Origin of the sequence: Sediminibacterium sp. TEGAF015 (assembly GCF_025997995.1) — a bacterium.
Classification (GTDB): domain Bacteria; phylum Bacteroidota; class Bacteroidia; order Chitinophagales; family Chitinophagaceae; genus Sediminibacterium.
The window spans coordinates 1,260,887-1,281,500 of record NZ_AP026683.1 but is presented as its reverse complement, the minus strand read 5'-3'; the positions used below and the strand labels follow the sequence as shown (position 1 = coordinate 1,281,500).

Below are 20,614 nucleotides of genomic sequence, written 5' to 3'. Positions count from 1 at the left end.
GATGACTTGAGCAGGTTAAAACTTCCAATCCTTTTCCAATTGTTTTTTCAAAGTATAATTGGTCAGGTCAAATTGAACAGGAACCACACTTACATAATTGTTCTTTAGGGCCCATACATCACTTTCCTTGCTTTTATCAAAATTGACAAACTCTCCCGTTAACCAATAATACTTACGACCATGCGGATCTTTTCGTTCATCAAATTTCTCTTGGTATTTTGCGTAAGCTTGAGAACAAATTTTAATTCCTTTGATCAATTCTGCTTTTACTTTAGGTATGTTCACGTTTAAGCAAATATGCTTGTCTAGTTTTTTGCTGGATAGCAGTTGTTCTACAATGATTCTTGCATATTGTTTGGCCCCTGTAAAATCGGCTTCAATGCTAAAATCTAGTAAGCTGAATCCAATACTTGGTATACTTTCAATGGAAGCCTCTAGTGCCGCACTCATGGTTCCAGAATAAATTACATTAATAGAGTGGTTGGCGCCATGATTAATGCCACTGATGCAGATATCGGGTTTTCTGTGCAACACTTTGTCTACCGACAGTTTTACGCAATCTACAGGCGTTCCGCTGCAGCTGTAAGCTTCTACATCGCCAAAATTATGCACTTTGTGTAATCGCAAAGGTTCGCCGATGGTAATGGCATGTCCCATACCACTTTGTGGCTTATCCGGAGAAACAACTACTATTTTACCCAATCCTTTCACGGCTTCTACCAAAGCATGAATGCCGGGTGCTGTATAGCCATCATCGTTGGTAACCAAGATAATGGGCTCTTCTTTCTTCTTGCTTGATTTTGCTTTCACTTTTGCCATATTGCAATGTACGATAAGACTAAGTCTAACGCTTCTTTTTGGGTGTTGTATTTGTGCTAAAAAATTTCAAAACTGGATACTCCACTGCTTGATTGTTGATGCCTTTTTCTGTTAAATACTGATCAAAGAAATTCCAGGTTAATAATCCATCATCGGACTGAGGTTCCAGTGCATAGAAAATTAAGTTAGCCAACGGTTGTGCCAAGTCTATCAGATAATCTCCTTTTTCCGCAGTGAATGTTTTCGCAACAAATTTTCCTTCCGCAGCAGCCATTTGGTGACCTTCAAATTTTCTGCTGGCTATGGTAAATTTTTCTATCAGAAAACCCTCTCCCTGGAACTCCGTTTTTTTCTCCAGCTTCTCTACTTTGGCCCCCATACGTTTTAAATGTTCGGCAATACTATCCAATGAGGCTGGGATAATATAACCTCTAGGTAAGGTTGCACTAACCGTATCTTTAAAATCAGCGAAGTAGTTTACTTTGTCTAAGTGGATGATTCTACCGGTTTTCGTAAATGTAGTTGTGCCATCTTCTCTTTTAAATGGTATATAATCATAGGTTCTGAAATCCCGAATTCCATTGGCAGTGGGTACCATTTTGAATCTTACTCCCTTGCTGATTTTTCCTGCATTGTTTTTTACTACTTCTATCGCATTTTTTTCTGCTTGTTGGTTGATCTGCATAATTTCTGCTGCATTGCTATTGCAATAGGCCAGTATTTCTTTTACAAAGTGATAAGTGCTATTGATACGCTGATAAAAGCGCTCGTGTGCAAAAGACTCACTTAGTATGGACATTCTGTTGCGCAGACCAATCTGATTAATGATATAGCGTGGGTGGTGGTTATAGGTATAAAAATTTTTTACTGGCCAGCCTTCTCTGGTATAGAAATCACCAAATGGCCCAAACAATAAATCATTTTCTTTTTTTACTTTATCGGTTATAAAAGGAAGTATGGTGCTGTTGGTATAATGATATGGGCCTGGTTCTCCCGCAGATAAATAACCCGGTGCCCAGGTTAAATCATACCCATGCCAAGTGCCGTTGGTGGTATGTAAATCCACCACCATCTGCGGGTCCCAGCTATTAAGAATATTCGTTACCATCGCTTTGGTTTCTGGAGTCTCCATTTTAATACCATCTCTGTTTAGGTCGAGGCCCTGTCCGTTTTCGCGGATACCGGTTTCGAGCGGGCTATTCTCTTGCGACGGTCTTAATCCCTTTGCAAACTGGTCATTCCCATCTGTATTATAAATGGGGACAAATACAATGATTTGATGGCTGAGAAGATTAGATAAATTGCCTAATAAAATATCGCGCATCAGCATCATCGATACCTCTTTACCCTCCACTTCGCCACCGTGAATATTGCCTTGAATGTACACAACTGGCTTCCCGGATTTCCTAGCTTCTTCCGGAGTGCTGATAGCCGGATTGGCCAGTACTGCATAAGGAATATCTTTTCCTTGTGTGCTTTTCCCGATGGATCCTGTTTGGATAAGCGGACTCATGCTTTTGATGGTTTGCAAAAACTGCATGACGTCTGCGTAAGAAGAAGTTTTTTCAAAGTTGGATTTTTCAGGCGTTAACTGAAGTGATGCGGGAAAGCTTGCAACAGACTGGGCTTTCAGTTGTGTTAATGAACCCAATAAGGCAAATAGGAATAGTTTTTTCATGGCTTAATATTACAAGCTGAAAAGTACTTCAATCGGGTCGTAGAATTGGCCCGCTAAAATAAAAATCAAAATAAATTTGGAAAAACTAAAAAGTTTAGTAAATTGCGCTAAAAGAATTAGTTATGTCAAACGCTGGAAGAAATCTGAAGTATCTGCGCAAACTGCGGGGCTGGACCCAGGAAGAGTTTGCCAACAAGCTAAAAATCAAACGTTCCCTAGTGGGCGCTTATGAAGAAGAGAGGGCAGAACCCAAGCTCGAGGTAATGGAGCAGGTATGCGCTATTTTCAAATTAAGTCTGGAAGATTTTTTATTTAAAGATTTATCCGAAAGCAAGGGCGGTTCTTATTTAGACAGAAGACGCCAATTAAAAATGATTAGTGAATCTGCTGAAATCAGATTTGTTCCCGTTAAAGCTGCAGCGGGTTATATGACAGGGTATGCAGACCCAGAATTTGTAGATGAGCTGAATACGTTTACTTTACCCATGCTGGCTCCGGGTCAATACAGGGCTTTTGAAATCATGGGGGATTCTATGTTGCCAACGCCAAGTGGCAGTGTCATTGTAGGGGAAAAAGTGGAGGACCTGGATGATTTAAAAAATAGCAATACCTATATTGTTCTTTCCAAAAATGAAGGGGTAGCTTACAAGCGAGTAGTGAAAAACAATCGACTCAAAAATAAGATTACGCTGATTAGCGACAATCCTCAATACGAGCCATACAATGTAAGTGCTGAAGATGTTCTGGAAATCTGGAAAGCGGTTTACATTTTACAGAAAGCGAATGCTGCACCTGTTTGGGATGTAAATCAGTTGGCGGGTATGGTGAATAATTTGCAAGAACAGGTTAGCAGTTTGAAGAAGAAACTGAATTAAAAATCGGACCAATTAATTGAATCAATAATGTCTCACCAGCATTTCTATCGGGTAGGCCTAAAGTGGACGGGTAATCTTGGAACAGGAACTTCCAATTATAAATCCTATTCCAGGAATCATATCATTCAAGTGGAAGGAAAAGTGTCCATAGAATCAAGTTCTGATCCGCTGTTCAGAGGAGATCCTAATCGGTACAATCCGGAAGAAATGTTGGTGGCCTCTTTATCGTCTTGCCATATGCTTTGGTATCTGCATTTTTGTGCGGATGCGGGAATCATAGTAACGTCTTATCAGGATAATGCCGAAGGGATCATGACTGTAGAACCCTCTGGCGCTGGTCAGTTTACGGAAGTAGTTCTTAAACCAAAGATTTCTCTGGCCAATATGCAGATGATGGATCAAGCCAATGCCTTACATGAGAAAGCCAATGCCTTTTGTTTCATTGCACGCAGTTGTAATTTTCCTGTAAAACACCAGGCAGTGTATAGTATAGGATAGTATTCGATTATTGCATTGGCCTAATTAGTTCAGTATTTAACCCCATAAATCTCCAGCCAGTCGAAACGTATTACAATGTGCTTCCACAATGGTTTTGATATCTGGTGAGTAGCCTCCTCCTAATGCAACCGCAACAGGAATAGTATTCTTCTTTAGGGCTTCAAAAACAATTTTATCTCTTTGCTTGCAGTCGGCAATGCTGAGTTTTAATTTCCCAAATTTATCAGTATCCAGTACATCTACCCCTGATAAGTAGAAAGCAAAGTCGGGTTGAAACTCATCAATCAGTTTGGACAAATTTTCGGTAAGGAGTTTCAAGTAAGTTGGACCATCTGTACCATCCAATAAGCCAATATCTAAGTCTGATTTCTCTTTATGAAAAGGGTAGTTGTGTGCGCCATGCATGCTGAAGGTAAAAACCCTAGGTTCATTCTCCATAAGTTTGGCTGTGCCATTTCCCTGATGTACATCCAGGTCAATAATCAGGATTTTAGCCGCTAAATTTTTATCAAGTAAATAGTTGGAAGCTACTGCCATATCGTTGAGCAGACAAAAGCCTTCACCTCTTTCTGCAAATGCATGGTGTGTACCACCAGCTATGTTTAAAGCCACTCCGTTTTTTTGTGCGGAAAGCGCACAATCAATGGTGCCTTGTGTTATAATTAATTCCCGTTGGGTTAATTCAGGTGATTGCGGAAAGCCGATTTTTCTTTGCTCAGAGGCTGATAATGTTTGGTTGAGTAGTTTATTCAGGTATTCGGTTTCATGTGTTCGTAAAACTGTTTCTGTTGAACATGATGCAGGACTAAAAAAATGGGTTGAAGTATAAGTGCCTTCATGCATCAATTGTTCAGGAATCAATTGATATTTAAGCATAGGAAAACGATGGTTTTCCGGTAATGGGTGTGCATATATGCTGTCAAAGGCGATGTGTATCATTGGGTCTGAATCAAGTTGTCATTTACGATGGCAAATACCTGGTCTGCCTTTTTCGGTTTAATGGTTGCTAATCCACTGAATTTGCTGAATGCAGGTAAGATGCAGTGTTTTTTGCCAAAGTAAAAACAAGGAAATCGTAAGCTTTGTTTACTCAGGCCTTTAATGGTAACTCCGGGATGAAGGTGACCTGAGAAAATATAAGCCGATTGGTCGGTTTTAAGTTGAAATACCTTGTTGTCTTTATCTTTTTCCAATTTCTCCTCGTAATTGTGTTGAAACTGAAATGGGCCTAAAAGCAAGGTTTCCGGAACAATTTCAATGGCTGCAGCTTCATACCATGCTGAAGGTAATACATCATGATTGCCCCTTACCAATGTAATTTGTAGTTGCGTAAAATCTCTTTTCCATTTCAGAAACCAATCCAGTTCTTCATTGGCATAGCTGTGAAAAAAATCTCCCACCACGAGTACTCTCTGAGCTTTGTAAAATTGTGTAATGCTAAAAAATCTTTGAAGATCTTCTTTATAAATATTTTGTGGAACAGCTATCCCGTTTTTTCTGAAGTGTCCGGTTTTTCCGAAATGGGTGTCTGAAAGTATCATTGTTTTTTCTTCTTCCCAGAATATAGTTCTGTTTGTTGAAAGCCACAGGTGCTGTTCCTTGCATAGTAACAATTGATCTCCTTTCATACTTGCTAAGATAATTGTTGTTGCATTTTTTTCACCCGATCTTCCAGTCTTTCTGAACTCAGGTTATTTCTGTTCAATCCATCCACCACTATCGGGAAGGAAAGTGGTGTTAGTTTAGCCGGATAGGTCAGTACGATTTTGCTTTTTGCAATACGTTGTAATGCCAATCTTAGGCGCACTTCATCCATTTGTTGCGTCAGTACTTCGTTATAGGCTTGCTTCAACAATAGGTTGCCTGGATCGTATTCTTCAAAAACCTTGAACAGGAGAGAGGCAGTCGATTGTAAATGTCTGGCCTTGGTTTTTTCGCCAGGCATACCCTGAAAAATGAGTCCTCCAATCACTGCAATATCCCTGAATTTTCTTTTGGCCATTTCTGTGTTATTGACACTTTGCTGGATATCAGTCAACAAATTTTTATTGCTCAATAATTCATATACATTACTGTCATCAACCGGTATTGGGGTGTCGCTCAATAATTCAAAGCCATAATCATTCATAGATATAGAAAAACTCATAGGCTGAATCTGTGCAATTCTAAAAGCGAGTATTGCACTCAATGCTTCATGCACCTGCCTTCCCTCAAAAGGATATACCAGCAGATGATATCCGTCTTTGGTTTCAATTTGTTCTATGAGCAATTCGTCTGGCTGTGGAATATGAGATAAGCTTTGTTGAATGGAAAATAAATGGTGCAGGCTATCCATTTCTAAGCCGGCATTCTTTTGTAGTGCTTTTGAAAAAGTTCTTCTTAAGACTTCTCCCAGATTGGCCGTTAAACTCATTCTGCCCCCCAGCCAAGAAGGAATCAGTGATTTTTTTGCACTAGATTTTTTAACCAGCACATTCATGTCTTTTATCATGATGAGCTCCAGGTTCTTGCCAGCTAGCGTAAAAACATCTCCTGGTTCCAGTTTACTTATGAAGTATTCTTCTATTACGCCTATATACCCTCCGCTTAGAAATTTTACTTTTAACATGGCATCACTTACAATCGTTCCAATATGCATACGATGTCGCATAGCTACTTTGCGGCTGTTGATTTTGTAAATACCATTTCCAATCTCCACTTTTCTAAATTCATCGTATACCTGCAAAGCTTGCCCTCCTGTTGTAATATGCCTTAGAATTTCCTGCCATTCGGCTTCCTGCATGTCTGCATAACAATAGGTAGACTTTACTTCCTGATAAATCTTTTTTGGCTCAAATCCTTCACCTGTAGCAAGCGTACACAAATATTGAAGCAGCACATCAAAACATAAGACCAATGGATCCTTGCTTTCAATGGCATTTTCTGTTACAGCCGTTTTTAAAGCTGCAGCTTCCACCAATTCTAAACTATGTGTCGGCAAAAAATAAATTCTGCTAATTTCTCCCGGACGATGTCCGCTTCTTCCGGCTCTTTGTAAAAAGCGTGCAATACCCTTTGGGGACCCCACTTGTATAACGGTATCAACAGGACGAAAGTCTACACCCAAATCTAGACTGGCAGTGCAAACCACTGCTTTCAGTTTCTGTGTATGCAGTGCTTCTTCTACCCATAATCTTAATTCCTGCTCAATACTACCATGATGAAGTGCTATGGCACCGGCTAGGGAAGGAGCAAGTGTCAATAGTGTCTGATACCAGGTTTCACTCATGCCTCTGGTATTAATAAAAATCAGCGTAGTGTTGCTATTCTCAATAATTGGGATTAGCGTATAGGCAAGTTTTATTCCCAGGTGTCCTGCCCAGGGATAAGAATCAATTTCATCAGGAATAATAGTGTGTATCTCAAGCGGCTTATTAATTAAAGCCTGAACGGTTATTCCATTTTTTTTCAAAGGGCTTAAAAGAACTTCTCTTGCTTCTTCCAAATTGCCAATGGTGGCGCTGATTCCCCAAACCTGTAAAGATTCACTGCAATTTACCAATCTGCTGATGGCCAGTTCTGTTTGTACGCCACGTTTGCTTCCCAGTAATTCATGCCATTCATCTACAGCCAGTATTTTAAGTGATGAAAAAAAAGTTGGATAATTTTTTTGTGTCAGCAGTAACTGCAGACTCTCTGGAGTGATGATTAAAATTTCCGGCATTTGCTTTTTCTGCTTTGCACGATCGGCTGTACTGGTGTCTCCGTTTCTGATAGCCACTTTCCATTGCATTCCAAGTGAATCAATCACTTCTTCCATGGCCCTGCCAATATCTTTTGCGAGTGCACGCAAAGGAGTTATCCAAAGTAATTGTAAACCAATGTTTTTTTGTTTTGGCCAATCAGCTGGATTTTCGTTGATAAACTGCATGATGGCACCCAAAAAAACAGAATAGGTTTTACCGCATCCGGTAGGCGCATTTACCAGACCACTTTCTCCCGCTAAAATTGCCTTCCAAGTTTGTTCCTGAAAGGGGAAGGGCTTGAGTTCTTGTTGCTCCAGCCAATTGGTTACAATTTGAAATCCTTTACTGGCTTGCATTGCTTTTCTTTGCATTCCTGCATTTGTCACTGCAATATTTTACTTCTTCCCAGTTTTTAGCCCATTTTTTTCTCCAGGAAAAAGGCTTGCCGCAGGTAATGCAGTTTTTTTGAGGTAGATAGGATTTGTTCCCTTTAAAGTTAGACATGAAGTTAAAACAACAGGAAAGTAAAAGGGTTTATTGTACAGATTTAATTATTCCGTCTGATTTCCTTACGAAATAGAGCTTTTTATTTTCTAAGTAACTAATTTCTCCGTTTTGTTGAACGGGAACAAAGTCAAACTCATTAAAAATTTTAAAACTATTATCTGATAGTTGGGTGGCAATCATTTTCTGGTGCTTTATTAAAAGTCTGCCAAAATGATACAAGGACTCGAATCCTTTGAAAACCATATCAGAAGGCCTTCCTTGCAACTTGTTGCGGTATTGAGTTGAAATTCTTTGTAAGAGTTTGTCGGTTCTATTGTAATTGAAAGGAGTAGAGTAAATAATTTCAGTGCCTTTTCCCAAATCTTTAATAGCATCCCAGGTGGGCATTCCTAGCAAAACAGATTTATAAGATTTGTTGGCTGCAACAGATTTTACCAGATTAATACCGAATACTTCATTTACCGTGCCACATAAAATAATATTGGTTCGGGTGCTGTCTAGCAGTGAATTGTATTGAGCAATATTGATACTATCACTTACTGAAATGGTTTTCAGTTTTAATGGTAGCGCTGGTGTTTTTTTATTCAATTCCTGGAATGTCTGCTCAATCATGTCTTCCAGTGCACCTGCCTTTTTTACGTAAAGGATAGGTTCTGTTGGATGATTCTTCTGTAAATATTTGAATATTCCTTCAATATGGGTTAGTAATGTTGGGTTCACCAATGCAAAAAAAGGGTTCGAGCGAATACCTGCGTCGTTGGGATAAGTGGCAGATATTAAAGGGATTTGCTTTGATTTGGCATAGTCGGCAAGTGGCTTGATATCTGCCCTGTTGTTGAAAGAAGCAATGAGTAAGGAAGTGCCATTTAATTTACCACTTTGTATAATCCCGTCAATGGATTCCTGTTTGCTTTTTATATCGAAGAATAAAATTTCCAATTGTTGCCCTTCTGCTTGCAAGGAATCTATGGCCAGTTGAATTCCATTGTAGAAATCGAGACCGGGCAGAATATTCTTAGGAATATTATTGTTACCAAGCGAATAAATACCTTCATTAAATGCTTCTTCTAAGTAAACAGGTGCAAATACCGCTATCTTAAGAGGGCCAGCTGTTTGCGCATAAGTGCTTTTATTAATAGCAATCGCAAAAATCAGTAACAATATGACAAAGCCTTTTTTCAAGATAATAGCATTGGTTATTCCCATTCAATAGTTGCCGGTGGCTTACTGCTGATATCGTAAACAACCCGGTTAATTCCTCTTACATTATTAATGATTTCGTTGGAAATATCAGCTAAAAATTCATAAGGTAAATGTGCCCAGTCGGCTGTCATTCCGTCAACAGATGTTACGGCTCTTAGCGCAACGGTGAATTCGTAAGTTCTTTCATCTCCCATTACCCCAACACTTTTCACAGGGAGCAAAATCGTGCCTGCCTGCCATACCTGAGTATAGAGTCCTGCTTTTTTAAGCCCATTGATAAAAATAGCATCAGCCTTCTGCAAAAGATCTACTCTTTCTGCATTTACTTCTCCAAGGATTCTGATGGCTAGTCCTGGTCCGGGGAAGGGGTGTCGGTTGATCATATCTGCCGGTATGCCAAGCTCAAGCCCTACTTTTCTAACTTCGTCTTTAAACAAATAGCGCAAAGGCTCTACTAGGGAAAGATGCATGGTGTCAGGAAGGCCTCCCACATTGTGATGACTCTTGATGGTCTGCGACGGTCCGTGAACACTAACGCTTTCGATCACATCGGGATAAATGGTACCCTGACCTAAGAAAGAAATATTATTCAGTTTTTGTGATTCTGATTGGAAAACATCGATAAATAATTTACCAATAGCTTTTCTTTTGGCTTCTGGATCTGTCTGATCTTTTAGGGCTGCATAAAATATTTCTTTGGCGTCAATTCCTTTCACATTTAATCCAATACTATTATAAGTAGCCAGTACCTGTTCAAATTCATCTTTTCTTAAAACGCCATTATCTACAAAAATGCCATGTAATCTGGTTCCTATTGCACGTGCAATCAGCGTAGCGGCAACCGTGCTGTCTACACCACCGCTTAAAGCCATGATTACTTCTTTGTCGCCAATTTCTTCTTTTAGTTTAGCAACCGTTTCTTCTACAAATGAGGCCGGGGTCCAGCTTTGACTACAACCACAGATATCTACCAAGAAATTGCGAATCATTTTCTTGCCTTCTGTTGAATGGTAAACTTCGGGGTGAAATTGAAAACCATATAATGGGTATCCGCTTGTATCGTCTTTTTTAAATGCCGCAACAGGAATGCTTTCTGTAGTAGCAAGTATGCTGTAGCCTGCCGGTAAATCCTTAATGGAGTCGCTGTGGCTCATCCAAACCTGTGATTTAGCAGGAATACCATTAAATAGCTTATCAGCTTTAGTAATTTCCAGTTGCGCTCTTCCGTATTCTCTTTTGTTAGACTTGTCAACTTTTCCTCCGAAAACTTTGGCAGTAAGCTGGGCTCCATAGCAAACCCCCAATACGGGTAATTTTGCATTGAAGGCAGCAATATCAACTACAGGGGCGTTTTCTTCATTAACACTAAAGGGAGAACCGCTGAGGATAATTCCTTTTAACGTAGCATCTATCGTAAATTCCTTGTGAAAAGGGATGATTTCACAATAAATATTTGCCTCACGAACAGCCCTGGCAATTAGTTGAGTATACTGACTGCCAAAATCGAGAATTAGTATTTTTTCTGTCATGTGGCAAAGTTAATCCAAATTTACTTCTGCTGCTAGTAATGCCTTTTTTGCTACCTTTCACATACGTAAATTATTAGTATATGAAACTTCGGGCTTTTGCTTTATTGCTACTGGCGGCTATCATTACTTCCTGCAATTGGATAGGTAAAACCGTTCACGGTGACGGAAATATCGTTTCTGAAAAGAGAAATGTAAAAAAGGCCGAAAAAATAGTCATTAAAGGGAATTTTGATATTGTATTGATTCCTGGGGCAGAAACTTCCGTTGTTGTGGAAACCGACGAAAATTTGCAGCATCTTGTGCTAATGTCGGAGAGCAATGATGAACTGGTTTTTAAAACCAAAAGGAAATTCAATATTAAATCGGATCATGGAATAAAAATTATCATTACTACTCCTAAGTTGTCAGGTGTGCACTTGGCCGGATCTGGGAATATTACCGGTAAGGGTAAGTTTGTTGGTTCCCAAGAACTTAAAATAGATATTGCAGGTCAGGGTGATGTTAATCTGGATGTAAATACCCCTCAGATTGAAGTGGAAATTGCAGGTTCAGGAAATGTAACATTAGCGGGTGAAACCAAGAAAGCCAAATTTGATATTGCCGGAACGGGAGACTGTAATGCAGAAGCGTTAAAGTCTGAAATTTCTTCCATTAAAATTGCGGGCAATGGCAATGTTAAAGTATTTGCTGATGTGCAACTAGATATTAAAATAATGGGATCCGGTGACGTCTTTTACAAAGGCAATGCAGAAGTCAGTCAGAAAATTGTTGGTGCCGGCAACGTTAAAAAAATAGACTAATGGAAAAAAAATATAGAATTCTTTTAGCAGAAGATGAAGCAAAGTTGGCTACTGCAATTAAGGAAGAGCTAACCCGCGTTGGATATGATGTAGATGTTGCTAAAGACGGATTGGCAGCTGAAAAATTATTTCAGGAAAACAATTACTCTCTTGCATTGCTGGATATTAATATGCCGGGAAAATCCGGTGTTGACCTTTGCCGGGATTTCAGAAAAAGCAGTGCAAAATTGCCGATAGTTATGCTTACCGCCATGGGAGAAATTCATGATAAAGTGGAAGCTTTTGATGTTGGAGCAGATGATTATCTGGTTAAACCATTTCATTTTGATGAGCTATTTGCAAGATTAAAAGTACTTTTTAAAAGGATAGATACAACTGATAGTCAGGAAAAGCTGGTATATGAAGATTTGGAGATAGATTTTAAACAAAAAAGTGTAACCAGGTCTGGGGTTGTTATTAATCTTACTTCCAAAGAGTTTACGCTTTTGACTTTATTGCTGCGAACACCTGAGCGGGTAATTTCTAAACAGGAAATATTGGAAAAAGTCTGGGACCTGAGTTTTGATACCGGAACAAATACAATTGAAGTGTACATCAGTTTCTTAAGAAATAAAATTGATAAGCCTTTTGAAAAAAAATTGATTCATACAAAACCAGGCTTTGGTTATTACATCAAATAGCAGATGAATTTAAAGCTCCGATTTGCTTTACTATTTTCCAGTTTTGTAGCAGGAATTCTCTTAATAGCCTGCGCTAGTATTTATTTTTTGTATGCATCTTACAGGCAGGAGGACTATTTTAATCGGGTAGAATTAGAAGGAGAGGACTTGTATGAAATTTACCAATCGCTCTCCAATAAAAATGCGAATGTGCAACAGGATGATGTGTTGGAATTACACAGGATTGCATTGATTAACGAACATCTTTTTGTATTGGATTCTAATCAATCCCTGATCTTTAGTTTGGGTGTTAATACCGCCGTAGACATTCCCAAAATCAACTTTGAAAAAGTTAAGAAACAGGGCAAGCTCGAGATTATGGATTCAGCTCAGAATCAGATTGTTGCTACTTATAAGCCTGAACAAAAAGAGTTTTTAATTACGGAAGCATATGATAGGGTAGGCTTAAAAAAAGTGTATACAATGAGTATAATTCTGTCGGGTGTTTTCGGAGGGTCTTTATTGCTGACAGCTGTTATTTCTTTTTTGTTTGTACAGCAAGCAATCAAGCCGATTGTTGAATTAAGTGACCAGATGCAGCGTACAAATGTCTTTAACTTATCAGAACGAATTACTGTAAAACCTGCAAAGGATGAAATCTACGCTATTGCCAAGAACTTTAATGCGATGCTGGAAAGAATTAGAACCGGCTTTGAGTACCGGAAGAGCTTTGTACAGCACAGTTCGCATGAACTAAGAACGCCCCTTGCAGTAATGCTTTCCCAAACAGAAGCAGCTCTTAATAATGTAAATGATGTGGAAGGATTCCGGAAAGTACTCTTATCATTAAAGGAAGATCAGCAGCATTTGATTGAATTGACAAATGCCTTGTTACAGATTTCTCAAAATGAGCAGCTTGAGTTTGTGGAGAACTGGCCAGCACTAAGGGTGGATGAGCTTTTATATGATACTGCTGCTTACTTTAATAAGAGCTTTCCTGACGGCAAAATTGATATCAGTTATGATAATTTGCCCAAAGACGATGTAGAATTAATGGTAAAAGGAAATGACTCTTTACTACGGTCAGCATTTGTTAATCTGATTAAGAATGCATATTTATATTCTGTTGACAAATCGGTACAAATTATCATTCATACAGGTGACCAAAAGCTTTCTATTGTATTTCAGAATAAGGGAAAACAGTTGACGTCGGAGGAAGTCTCCAAAATGTTTCTTCCTTTTTTCAGAGGCGCCAATGCAGAAAGTAAAAAAGGTTTCGGGCTTGGACTGGCCATTATTGAACGTATCATACAAATTCACAAGGGCAAATTAAGTTACTCTGCCAAGGGAGATAATCTGAATCAGTTTAAAGTTGAATTCCCTATAGAATCTTTGATATAATATCAGTTGACTCCTGTAAAAACACTGCAATAAAAAAAGCCAATCAAATTTTGATTGGCTTCAGGTATTTTCAGGAGAGCAGTCTCAGTTAAGCTAAGTTTGCTGCTTTCTTCACTAATTTGCTCTTCAGATTGGCAGCTTTGTTCTTATGGATAATTCCACGCTTAGCCAATTTGTCAATCATAGAAATAACGTCAGGTAGTTTTTCTTCGTATCCTTTTTTCTCTGCGCTTGTTTTTAAGTCACGGATAGCGTTACGAGTGGTTTTACCATAGTAACGGTTACGGTCACGGCGCTTAGCGGCTTGTCTAACGTCTTTCTTTGTAGCTGAGTGATTTGCCATTTTCTAATTTTTTCGGGACGGCAAAGGTAATAGCTTTCAGGCAAATTTGAAAATTTTAAATAAAAAAAATCAAAAAAAGCCAAATCGGTCCAAAATTGGGCTGTGTATAATTAACCTAGGTTTAGCTTAATTTTTGGTTTATTTTCTGCCTCCAATGCCCGATATTTGCCCCAATTTAGATTGAAAAGCTGCATAATTAAGCCAAATGAAGGATTTTTCGTACATCACCCATTCACATCCGGCATTCATTGAGAGTCTCTATAAGGACTTTTTAACTGATCCAACGCTGGTTGACCCCGATTTAAGAAAGTTTTTTGAAGGATTTGACTTTGCTGTCAATGGAAATTATGCGGCCGGACAGGCTGCACCAGGAGCCGTTGATGCTGGATCTATAGATTGGATGCAGGAAATCAAAGTGTACAGATTGATTCTTGGATACAGAAATAAGGGGCATTTAATTGCAAAAACAAATCCGATCAGAACCAGAAAAGATAGAGGTGCTAATCTAGACCTGAGCTTTTTCGGTTTATCAGATAAAGATCTTAATACCGTATTCCAGACAGGCAATCTGATTGGATTAGGACCTGCTCCGCTGAAACAAATTTTGGCACACTTGCAAAACGCATATGCCAATCATGTTGGTATAGAGTTCAAATATATCAGCGACCAGAAAAAAGTTGATTTTCTGACCGCAGAAATGGAGCAAAATTTTGCCCAGCCACTACCGTTAAATAAGAAGCAGAGAATCCTTGAGAAACTAAATCAGGGTGTCATGTTCGAGAAATTCTTGCATACCAAGTATATCGGACAAAAAAGGTTTTCACTGGAAGGTGGCGAAACCACTATCGCCGCTTTAGATGCAATCATCAATACAGCAGCCAATCAACAAGTACAGGAAGTGGTGATTGGTATGGCACACAGAGGAAGATTGAATGTGCTGGCCAATATTATGGGAAAGACCTATGAACAAATTTTTAGTGAATTTGAAGGAACAGCAACCATTGATCAGACCATGGGAAGCGGGGATGTTAAATACCATATGGGATATGGAAGTGAAGTGAAGACCCTGGATGATAAAACCATTCATTTGAAACTAATGCCGAACCCTTCCCATTTAGAAGCGGTTGATCCGGTAGTAGTTGGTTTTGCAAGAGCAAAAGCAGATTTGATATCTGAAAGTCATTTTGAAAAAATTCTACCCATATTGATTCATGGAGATGCTTCTGTTGCAGGACAGGGTATTGTTTATGAGGTTTTGCAGATGAGCAAACTCCGTGGTTATTATACTGGAGGAACAATACACTTTGTAATCAATAATCAGATTGGATTTACAACTGATTTTGATGATGCTCGCAGTGCCGATTACTCAACTTCTGTTGCAGCAATGGTACAGGCACCAGTATTACATGTGAATGGGGATGATGCAGAAGCAGTAGTGAAATGTGCTGAAATAGCAACCCGTTACAGACAAGAATTTAAATCGGATATATTTATAGACATGGTTTGCTATCGCAAACATGGTCACAATGAAGGAGATGATCCTAAATATACCCAGCCACAGTTATATGCTTTAATTGATAAACACCAGAACCCGAGAGAAATATACACGCAGTATCTTATCCAGAGTGGAACAAGCGATGCACAGGAACTGGCTAAGTCGATGGAAAAGAAATTCTGGAGCGACTTGCAGGAGCGTTTAGATGAAGTAAAGCAGAATCCGCTTCCATACAAATATCAGCCGCCGGAGTTAATTTGGAAATCATTTGTAAAAGCAACGGCCGATGATTTTGAATTTTCTCCTGTCACGGCAATTGACGATGCAAAATTCAATCTGCTTTTCAATGGATTAATGAAATGGCCCAGCGATTTCAAGCCACTTAAGAAGATTGAAAAATTAATTCAGGATAAAGTAAAATTATATGAAACTGAAGGTAAAATAGATTGGGCTACTGCCGAATTGATGGCATATGGTTCTATTCTGACTGATGGGAATGTTGTACGTATGAGTGGACAGGACGTGAAGCGAGGAACTTTCAGTCATCGTCATGCAGTATTGAGAGACGAAGAAAGCAATGCAGAATACAATCGACTAAACCATTTTCAGGAGAAGCAAGAGCAATTCAGAATTTATAACTCTTTGCTTAGTGAATATGGGGTATTAGGATTTGAATATGGATATGCTATGGCAAATCCAAATGCTTTGGTAATTTGGGAAGCACAATTTGGTGATTTTTGTAATGGTGCACAAACAATGATTGATCAGTTCATTGCAGCAGGCGAACAAAAATGGCAAAGACAAAATGGTCTTGTTATGTTGTTGCCGCATGGTTATGAAGGACAAGGTCCAGAGCATAGTAGTGCAAGAATGGAACGCTTCCTGCAAATGTGTGCTGAATTAAATATGGTTGTGACCAATATAACCAGTGCAGCTAATTTATTTCATGCTTTCAGAAGACAGACTACCTGGAATTTCCGCAAGCCATTGATTAATTTCTCTCCAAAAGCCAATCTGCGTAATCCTGGCACATACAGTTCAAAAGAGGATTTCCTTTCTGGCGGATTTAAAGAAGTAATTGATGATGCTTTTGTACAAGATCCTGCTTCAGTTAAAAAAGTTTTATTCTGCTCAGGCAAACTATATTTTGAACTTGCCGATAAACAAGCTAAAGAGAACAGAAAGGATATTGCCATTGTTAGATTAGAGCAGATTTATCCGATGCCACTTCAGCAATTAGATGCCTTGTATAAAAAATACAACAAAGCAACCTGGTTCTGGGTTCAGGAAGAGCCTTTGAATATGGGCGCAGCTGGTTTCCTTCAAACCAATTTGAAAACTATCAATTTTGGAGTTATCAGCAGAAATGCCAGCGCAGCAACAGCTACAGGATATGCTAAAGTACATGCGCAGGAACAATTGGAAATAATTGAAACAGCATTTAATATTTAATAGTCAATCTATATACCTTATTAATCTCTCGTTATGATCGAAATAAAAGTACCAACAGTAGGAGAATCAATCAATGAAGTAACACTTTTGAAGTGGACTAAAAAAGATGGAGAATGGGTGGAACGCGATGAAGTGATTGCTGAGTTAGAAAGTGAAAAAGCTACATTTGAAGTAAATGCGGAGAAGGCTGGAATTTTAAAAACTGTTGGTAAAGAGGGAGATACTTTAAATATTGGAGATGTATTGGCAAATATTGATGATGCAGCGCCAAAGCCTGAAGGTATTGCGGCTCCTGCACCCGTAGCTACTACATCAGCTCAACCCGCTGCCGTGAGTCAGGCTCCGGTTACAGCGATATCCAATGACATCAAGGCAAGCCCTGTGGCTTCTGCTATTATTGCTGACAAGAAAGTAGATACTAAATCAATCACTCCTACAGGAACAGGGGGGAAAATAATGAAGCAGGATGTATTGGATGCGATCAATAATCCAGGTAAAAAATCATTTGTTTCAGATGGGGCATTGTTCAGCAGAAATGTACGTCAGGAAAAAATGAGTGCATTAAGAAGAACCATTAGTAGAAGATTGGTTGAATCTAAGAATACAACTGCTATGCTAACCACATTCAATGAAGTGGACATGACGCAAATCATGGAGATCAGAAAGCAGTACAAAGATAAATTTAAAGAAGGACACGGAGTTAATCTTGGATTTATGAGCTTCTTTGCTAAAGCATGTGCAATTGCTTTAGGTGAGTGGCCTTCTGTGAATGCGTACATTGACGGTGATCAGATTGTGTATCATGATTATGCGGATATCAGTATCGCAGTAAGTACACCAAGAGGTCTTACTGTTCCTGTTATGAGAAATGTAGAGAGCCTCAGTATGGCAGACATTGAGAAGAAAGTAGTAGAATTGGCAGCAAAAGCAAGAGATAGCAAGTTAACTGCTGATGAATTGCAGGGTGGAACTTTTACCATCACCAACGGTGGTGTTTTCGGTAGCTTAATGAGTACACCAATTATCAATATTCCTCAAAGTGCTATTCTTGGGATGCATAAAATTCAGGAACGTCCAATGGCAATCAATGGGCAGGTTGTAATTCGTCCAATGATGTATTTGGCATTGAGTTATGATCACCGTATTATTGATGGAAGAGAGAGTGTTAGCTTCCTTGTTCGCGTGAAAGAATTATTGGAGAACCCTGCATTATTGTTGATAGGAAAAGATCCTGTTAAAGCTTTATTGGAATTATAGTGAAATACGCAGCCAATTATGTAAAATCAGCTGCCGCAATACTAAGCTCCTTTAAGAATGAATCGCCATTTTCGATTTATCTGAAAGCCTATTTTGCTGCGAATAAAAAATTCGGTTCCAAGGATCGTAGATTTATTGGTCAGCTTTGTTACCAATATTTCAGAACTGGAAAGTCTTTAGCCAATTTGCCGTTAGATGAAGCAATTCAGGTTGCCATCTTTTTATGCAATGAACAACCTAATGATTGGGAAATACTTTTCAGTGAAGAATGGATGGAAGCATGGTCTCCTGAAGTAACGGAGAGGGTGTCTTTTGTTCAGCAGAAAGTTCCCTCCTTTGCTATATCAATGATTTTTCCATTTGAAGACAGTGTTGGAAAATCAATTGAATTTAGTTCATTCAGTGAATCTCATTTAATACAACCCTACTTATTTGTCAGGATTAGACCCGGTAGATTGCAAAACGTTTTAAAAGCATTAGACAAAGCCAATATTGCCTATACAGCAATAAGTGAAACTTGCCTCGCTTTGGCCAATGGAACAAAATTGGAGGGCATAGGAGAAGTAGATAAGGATTTTGTGATACAGGATTTCAGTTCTCAACAAACAGCTGTATTAATGGAGCCTGCTAAAAAATTACGAAAAGGGAAAGATGCATCCATTGATATCTGGGATTGTTGTGCAGCCAGTGGTGGAAAATCTATTTTAGCCAGAGATGTCCTGGGTAATATCAATTTGACCGTTTCTGACCTTCGCAAAACCATCATTCAGAATTTAATCAGCAGGTTTCAGAGAGCGGGCATCCGGCAGTTTGACTCTGTAATAGTTAACCTAAGTGAACCGCTGCAATCTCCGGAATTACAGCATAAGACTTTTGATTTGATAATTTGTGATGCACCTTGTTCAGGTAGCGGTACTTGGGGAAGAACACCGGAACAATTATCATTCTTTAAGACAGAAAGTATTCTGGAATTTCAGCAAACTCAACAAGCCATTGTTAAATCGGTGTTCACCAAGTTAAGACCTGGTGGCTATTTTCTTTATATTACCTGTTCAGTATTTGAAGCAGAGAATGAAGCTGTGGTGAATTATATTCTGCAAACGATTCCTTCCACAGAATTAATGAATCAACAATTGATTGCTGGTTTCCGGCATCGTGCGGACTCAATGTTTGCAGCTTTAATCAGAAAACAGGATTAAGGGTTTAGGATTAGTTCCCCTCTTTGAATAATACCTCCTCCAATTACATCGTTGTCCTCATAAAAAACGGCGCTCTGCCCTGGAGCAATGCTTTTTACGTTCTCATAAAAGCGGGCTCTGATAATTCCGTTTGGCTCATTGTATAAGTTACTAAGCGCTCCTTTATCCTTGTATCTAATACGGGTAATGGATTCCATGCCATCGGTTATGCCATCGTATTTAACCCAATTCAATTTCCCCACCATCATATCATTTTGTTCCAAATCTGCTTCATCGCCCAGAACAACAATATTATTATCGGGATCAATGGATGTTACATATACCGGATGCCCCATTGCAATTTCAAGACCTTTTCTTTGTCCAATTGTATAAAATGGATATCCTTTATGTTGCCCCAGTTTTTTACCTGTCTTGTCTACAAACCAGCCTCCGGCTACTTTATCTTCCAAACCTTCTACTCTTCTTTTCAGAAAACCCCGATAGTCATTGTCCGGAACAAAACAAATTTCATAACTCTCACTTTTCTTGGCAAGTTCTGGATAGCCCATATCCATAGCCATTTGTCTGATGGCAGATTTACGATATCCCCCTAATGGCATAATTGTTCTACTCAGTAGTTCCTGATCTAATCCCCATAAAACATAGCTCTGGTCTTTTGTTTCATCTAATCCTTTGCTAATAACATATCTGCCATTGGTGTGATTTCTGATGGAAGCATAGTGACCTGTTGCAATGAAATCACATTCCAGCGCATTGGCCCTTTTTAGTAATGCTTTCCATTTAATATGGGTGTTACACATTACACAGGGATTGGGCGTTCTTCCGGCAAGGTATTCCTCTACGAAGTTTTCTATAACAAAATCTCCAAATTCATCCCTGATATCCAATATGAAATGGGGGAAGCCATGATGCACTGCAGCCTGTCTTGCGTCATTGAAAGAATCAATATTACAACAGCCAGTTTCTTTGGTGCTGGTTCCGCTGCTGGCATAATCCCAGGTTTTCATAGTGATCCCAATCACTTCATAACCCTCATGATGCAACATAAGTGCAGTAACAGTACTATCAATACCACCGCTCATTGCCACCAAAACTTTCCCCTTACGACTCATAATTGCCCTTTATTTCTGCAAAATTAGAACAATGAAGGCAAATAAGGCAGATTTGCACTTTC

General features: G+C 39.1%; 18 protein-coding genes. 8 read left to right on the top strand and 10 right to left on the bottom strand.

Annotated elements, in window-relative coordinates; translation table 11 throughout:
- Window positions 1-15: 15 nt before the first annotated feature.
- Together surE and TEGAF0_RS05755 are read right to left on the bottom strand one after the other, a co-directional pair.
- The gene (surE, locus tag TEGAF0_RS05760) at window positions 16-819 is read right to left on the bottom strand and encodes a 5'/3'-nucleotidase SurE (protein ID WP_264900792.1); all 804 of its coding nucleotides are present in this window, start codon (window positions 817-819) and stop codon (window positions 16-18) included.
- Window positions 820-844: 25 nt separating this feature from the next.
- Entirely contained in the window at window positions 845-2,497 is a 1,653-nt protein-coding gene (locus TEGAF0_RS05755; RefSeq protein WP_264900790.1) for a M14 family metallopeptidase, read from the bottom strand.
- 122 nt (window positions 2,498-2,619) lie between these two features.
- On the opposite strand from TEGAF0_RS05755, the gene TEGAF0_RS05750 reads away from it, so the two are divergent.
- Together TEGAF0_RS05750 and TEGAF0_RS05745 are read left to right on the top strand one after the other, a co-directional pair.
- Window positions 2,620-3,372, top strand: a complete 753-nt coding sequence (locus TEGAF0_RS05750) for a LexA family transcriptional regulator (protein ID WP_264900788.1) — start codon at window positions 2,620-2,622, stop codon at window positions 3,370-3,372.
- A 27-nt stretch (window positions 3,373-3,399) separates the two neighbouring features.
- Window positions 3,400-3,870, top strand: coding sequence for an OsmC family protein (locus tag TEGAF0_RS05745; RefSeq protein WP_264900786.1), 471 nt, complete (start codon window positions 3,400-3,402; stop codon window positions 3,868-3,870).
- A 36-nt stretch (window positions 3,871-3,906) separates the two neighbouring features.
- On the opposite strand, the gene TEGAF0_RS05740 is transcribed toward TEGAF0_RS05745, so the two are convergent.
- From TEGAF0_RS05740 to guaA, 6 genes are read right to left on the bottom strand one after another with little or no spacing between them, the layout of a single operon-like run.
- Complete coding sequence (locus TEGAF0_RS05740; protein WP_264900784.1) at window positions 3,907-4,809, bottom strand: histone deacetylase family protein; 903 nt, start codon at window positions 4,807-4,809, stop codon at window positions 3,907-3,909.
- Complete coding sequence (gene pdeM / locus TEGAF0_RS05735; protein WP_264900783.1) at window positions 4,806-5,498, bottom strand: ligase-associated DNA damage response endonuclease PdeM; 693 nt, start codon at window positions 5,496-5,498, stop codon at window positions 4,806-4,808. Before pdeM ends, TEGAF0_RS05740 begins: the two co-directional genes overlap by 4 nt.
- A 5-nt stretch (window positions 5,499-5,503) precedes the next feature.
- A complete protein-coding gene (locus tag TEGAF0_RS05730; protein ID WP_264900781.1) occupies window positions 5,504-7,966 on the bottom strand; it encodes a ligase-associated DNA damage response DEXH box helicase in 2,463 nt (820 codons plus the stop codon).
- A complete protein-coding gene (locus tag TEGAF0_RS13590) occupies window positions 7,938-8,099 on the bottom strand; it encodes a DUF2256 domain-containing protein (RefSeq protein WP_346347634.1) in 162 nt (53 codons plus the stop codon). Before TEGAF0_RS13590 ends, TEGAF0_RS05730 begins: the two co-directional genes overlap by 29 nt.
- A gap of 30 nt (window positions 8,100-8,129) precedes the next feature.
- Window positions 8,130-9,284, bottom strand: a complete 1,155-nt coding sequence (locus tag TEGAF0_RS05725; RefSeq protein ID WP_264900779.1) for an ABC transporter substrate-binding protein — start codon at window positions 9,282-9,284, stop codon at window positions 8,130-8,132.
- 14 nt (window positions 9,285-9,298) lie between these two features.
- Window positions 9,299-10,834 (bottom strand): glutamine-hydrolyzing GMP synthase, encoded by a 1,536-nt coding sequence (gene guaA, locus TEGAF0_RS05720; RefSeq protein WP_264900776.1) that lies wholly within the window; start codon window positions 10,832-10,834, stop codon window positions 9,299-9,301.
- An 80-nt stretch (window positions 10,835-10,914) separates the two neighbouring features.
- On the opposite strand from guaA, the gene TEGAF0_RS05715 reads away from it, so the two are divergent.
- Genes TEGAF0_RS05715 through TEGAF0_RS05705 form a run of 3 tightly spaced genes read left to right on the top strand, consistent with a single transcriptional unit; the run spans window position 10,915 to window position 13,694 of the window.
- Window positions 10,915-11,634: a head GIN domain-containing protein gene (locus TEGAF0_RS05715; RefSeq protein WP_264900775.1), complete on the top strand. Its 720-nt coding sequence runs from the start codon at window positions 10,915-10,917 to the stop codon at window positions 11,632-11,634.
- Complete coding sequence (locus tag TEGAF0_RS05710; RefSeq protein ID WP_264900773.1) at window positions 11,634-12,314, top strand: response regulator transcription factor; 681 nt, start codon at window positions 11,634-11,636, stop codon at window positions 12,312-12,314. Before TEGAF0_RS05715 ends, TEGAF0_RS05710 begins: the two co-directional genes overlap by 1 nt.
- A 3-nt stretch (window positions 12,315-12,317) precedes the next feature.
- A complete protein-coding gene (locus TEGAF0_RS05705) occupies window positions 12,318-13,694 on the top strand; it encodes a HAMP domain-containing sensor histidine kinase (RefSeq protein ID WP_264900771.1) in 1,377 nt (458 codons plus the stop codon).
- Between the two features lie 88 nt (window positions 13,695-13,782).
- Here the strand turns inward: TEGAF0_RS05705 and rpsT are convergent, their stop codons facing one another.
- On the bottom strand, window positions 13,783-14,037 hold the full coding sequence (gene rpsT / locus TEGAF0_RS05700; RefSeq protein ID WP_026752302.1) for a 30S ribosomal protein S20: 255 nt from the start codon (window positions 14,035-14,037) through the stop codon (window positions 13,783-13,785).
- Between the two features lie 205 nt (window positions 14,038-14,242).
- Between rpsT and TEGAF0_RS05695 the strand changes: the two genes are divergently transcribed.
- Genes TEGAF0_RS05695 through TEGAF0_RS05685 form a run of 3 tightly spaced genes read left to right on the top strand, consistent with a single transcriptional unit; the run spans window position 14,243 to window position 19,440 of the window.
- Window positions 14,243-16,984, top strand: coding sequence for a 2-oxoglutarate dehydrogenase E1 component (locus tag TEGAF0_RS05695; protein WP_264900769.1), 2,742 nt, complete (start codon window positions 14,243-14,245; stop codon window positions 16,982-16,984).
- A 33-nt stretch (window positions 16,985-17,017) separates the two neighbouring features.
- Entirely contained in the window at window positions 17,018-18,241 is a 1,224-nt protein-coding gene (odhB, locus tag TEGAF0_RS05690; RefSeq protein ID WP_264900768.1) for a 2-oxoglutarate dehydrogenase complex dihydrolipoyllysine-residue succinyltransferase, read from the top strand.
- Window positions 18,241-19,440 (top strand): RsmB/NOP family class I SAM-dependent RNA methyltransferase, encoded by a 1,200-nt coding sequence (locus TEGAF0_RS05685; RefSeq protein WP_264900766.1) that lies wholly within the window; start codon window positions 18,241-18,243, stop codon window positions 19,438-19,440. Before odhB ends, TEGAF0_RS05685 begins: the two co-directional genes overlap by 1 nt.
- On the opposite strand, the gene mnmA is transcribed toward TEGAF0_RS05685, so the two are convergent.
- Window positions 19,437-20,552, bottom strand: coding sequence for a tRNA 2-thiouridine(34) synthase MnmA (mnmA, locus tag TEGAF0_RS05680; RefSeq protein WP_264900764.1), 1,116 nt, complete (start codon window positions 20,550-20,552; stop codon window positions 19,437-19,439). The two genes, TEGAF0_RS05685 and mnmA, sit on opposite strands and share 4 nt — an antisense overlap.
- Window positions 20,553-20,614: the final 62 nt, after the last annotated feature.

Excerpts from the sequence above, each read along its gene's own strand:
- TEGAF0_RS13590 (WP_346347634.1), bottom strand. The coding sequence starts at position 8,099 with ATGTCTAACTTTAAAGGGAACAAATCCTATCTACCTCAAAAAAACTGC.
- surE (WP_264900792.1), bottom strand. The coding sequence starts at position 819 with ATGGCAAAAGTGAAAGCAAAATCAAGCAAGAAGAAAGAAGAGCCCATT.
- TEGAF0_RS05745 (WP_264900786.1), top strand. The coding sequence starts at position 3,400 with ATGTCTCACCAGCATTTCTATCGGGTAGGCCTAAAGTGGACGGGTAAT.
- TEGAF0_RS05705 (WP_264900771.1), top strand. The coding sequence starts at position 12,318 with ATGAATTTAAAGCTCCGATTTGCTTTACTATTTTCCAGTTTTGTAGCA.
- mnmA (WP_264900764.1), bottom strand. The coding sequence starts at position 20,552 with ATGAGTCGTAAGGGGAAAGTTTTGGTGGCAATGAGCGGTGGTATTGAT.
- odhB (WP_264900768.1), top strand. The coding sequence starts at position 17,018 with ATGATCGAAATAAAAGTACCAACAGTAGGAGAATCAATCAATGAAGTA.
- TEGAF0_RS05695 (WP_264900769.1), top strand. The coding sequence starts at position 14,243 with ATGAAGGATTTTTCGTACATCACCCATTCACATCCGGCATTCATTGAG.
- TEGAF0_RS05750 (WP_264900788.1), top strand. The coding sequence starts at position 2,620 with ATGTCAAACGCTGGAAGAAATCTGAAGTATCTGCGCAAACTGCGGGGC.
- TEGAF0_RS05755 (WP_264900790.1), bottom strand. The coding sequence starts at position 2,497 with ATGAAAAAACTATTCCTATTTGCCTTATTGGGTTCATTAACACAACTG.
- TEGAF0_RS05730 (WP_264900781.1), bottom strand. The coding sequence starts at position 7,966 with ATGCAAAGAAAAGCAATGCAAGCCAGTAAAGGATTTCAAATTGTAACC.
- rpsT (WP_026752302.1), bottom strand. The coding sequence starts at position 14,037 with ATGGCAAATCACTCAGCTACAAAGAAAGACGTTAGACAAGCCGCTAAG.
- guaA (WP_264900776.1), bottom strand. The coding sequence starts at position 10,834 with ATGACAGAAAAAATACTAATTCTCGATTTTGGCAGTCAGTATACTCAA.
- pdeM (WP_264900783.1), bottom strand. The coding sequence starts at position 5,498 with ATGAAAGGAGATCAATTGTTACTATGCAAGGAACAGCACCTGTGGCTT.
- TEGAF0_RS05710 (WP_264900773.1), top strand. The coding sequence starts at position 11,634 with ATGGAAAAAAAATATAGAATTCTTTTAGCAGAAGATGAAGCAAAGTTG.
- TEGAF0_RS05740 (WP_264900784.1), bottom strand. The coding sequence starts at position 4,809 with ATGATACACATCGCCTTTGACAGCATATATGCACACCCATTACCGGAA.
- TEGAF0_RS05715 (WP_264900775.1), top strand. The coding sequence starts at position 10,915 with ATGAAACTTCGGGCTTTTGCTTTATTGCTACTGGCGGCTATCATTACT.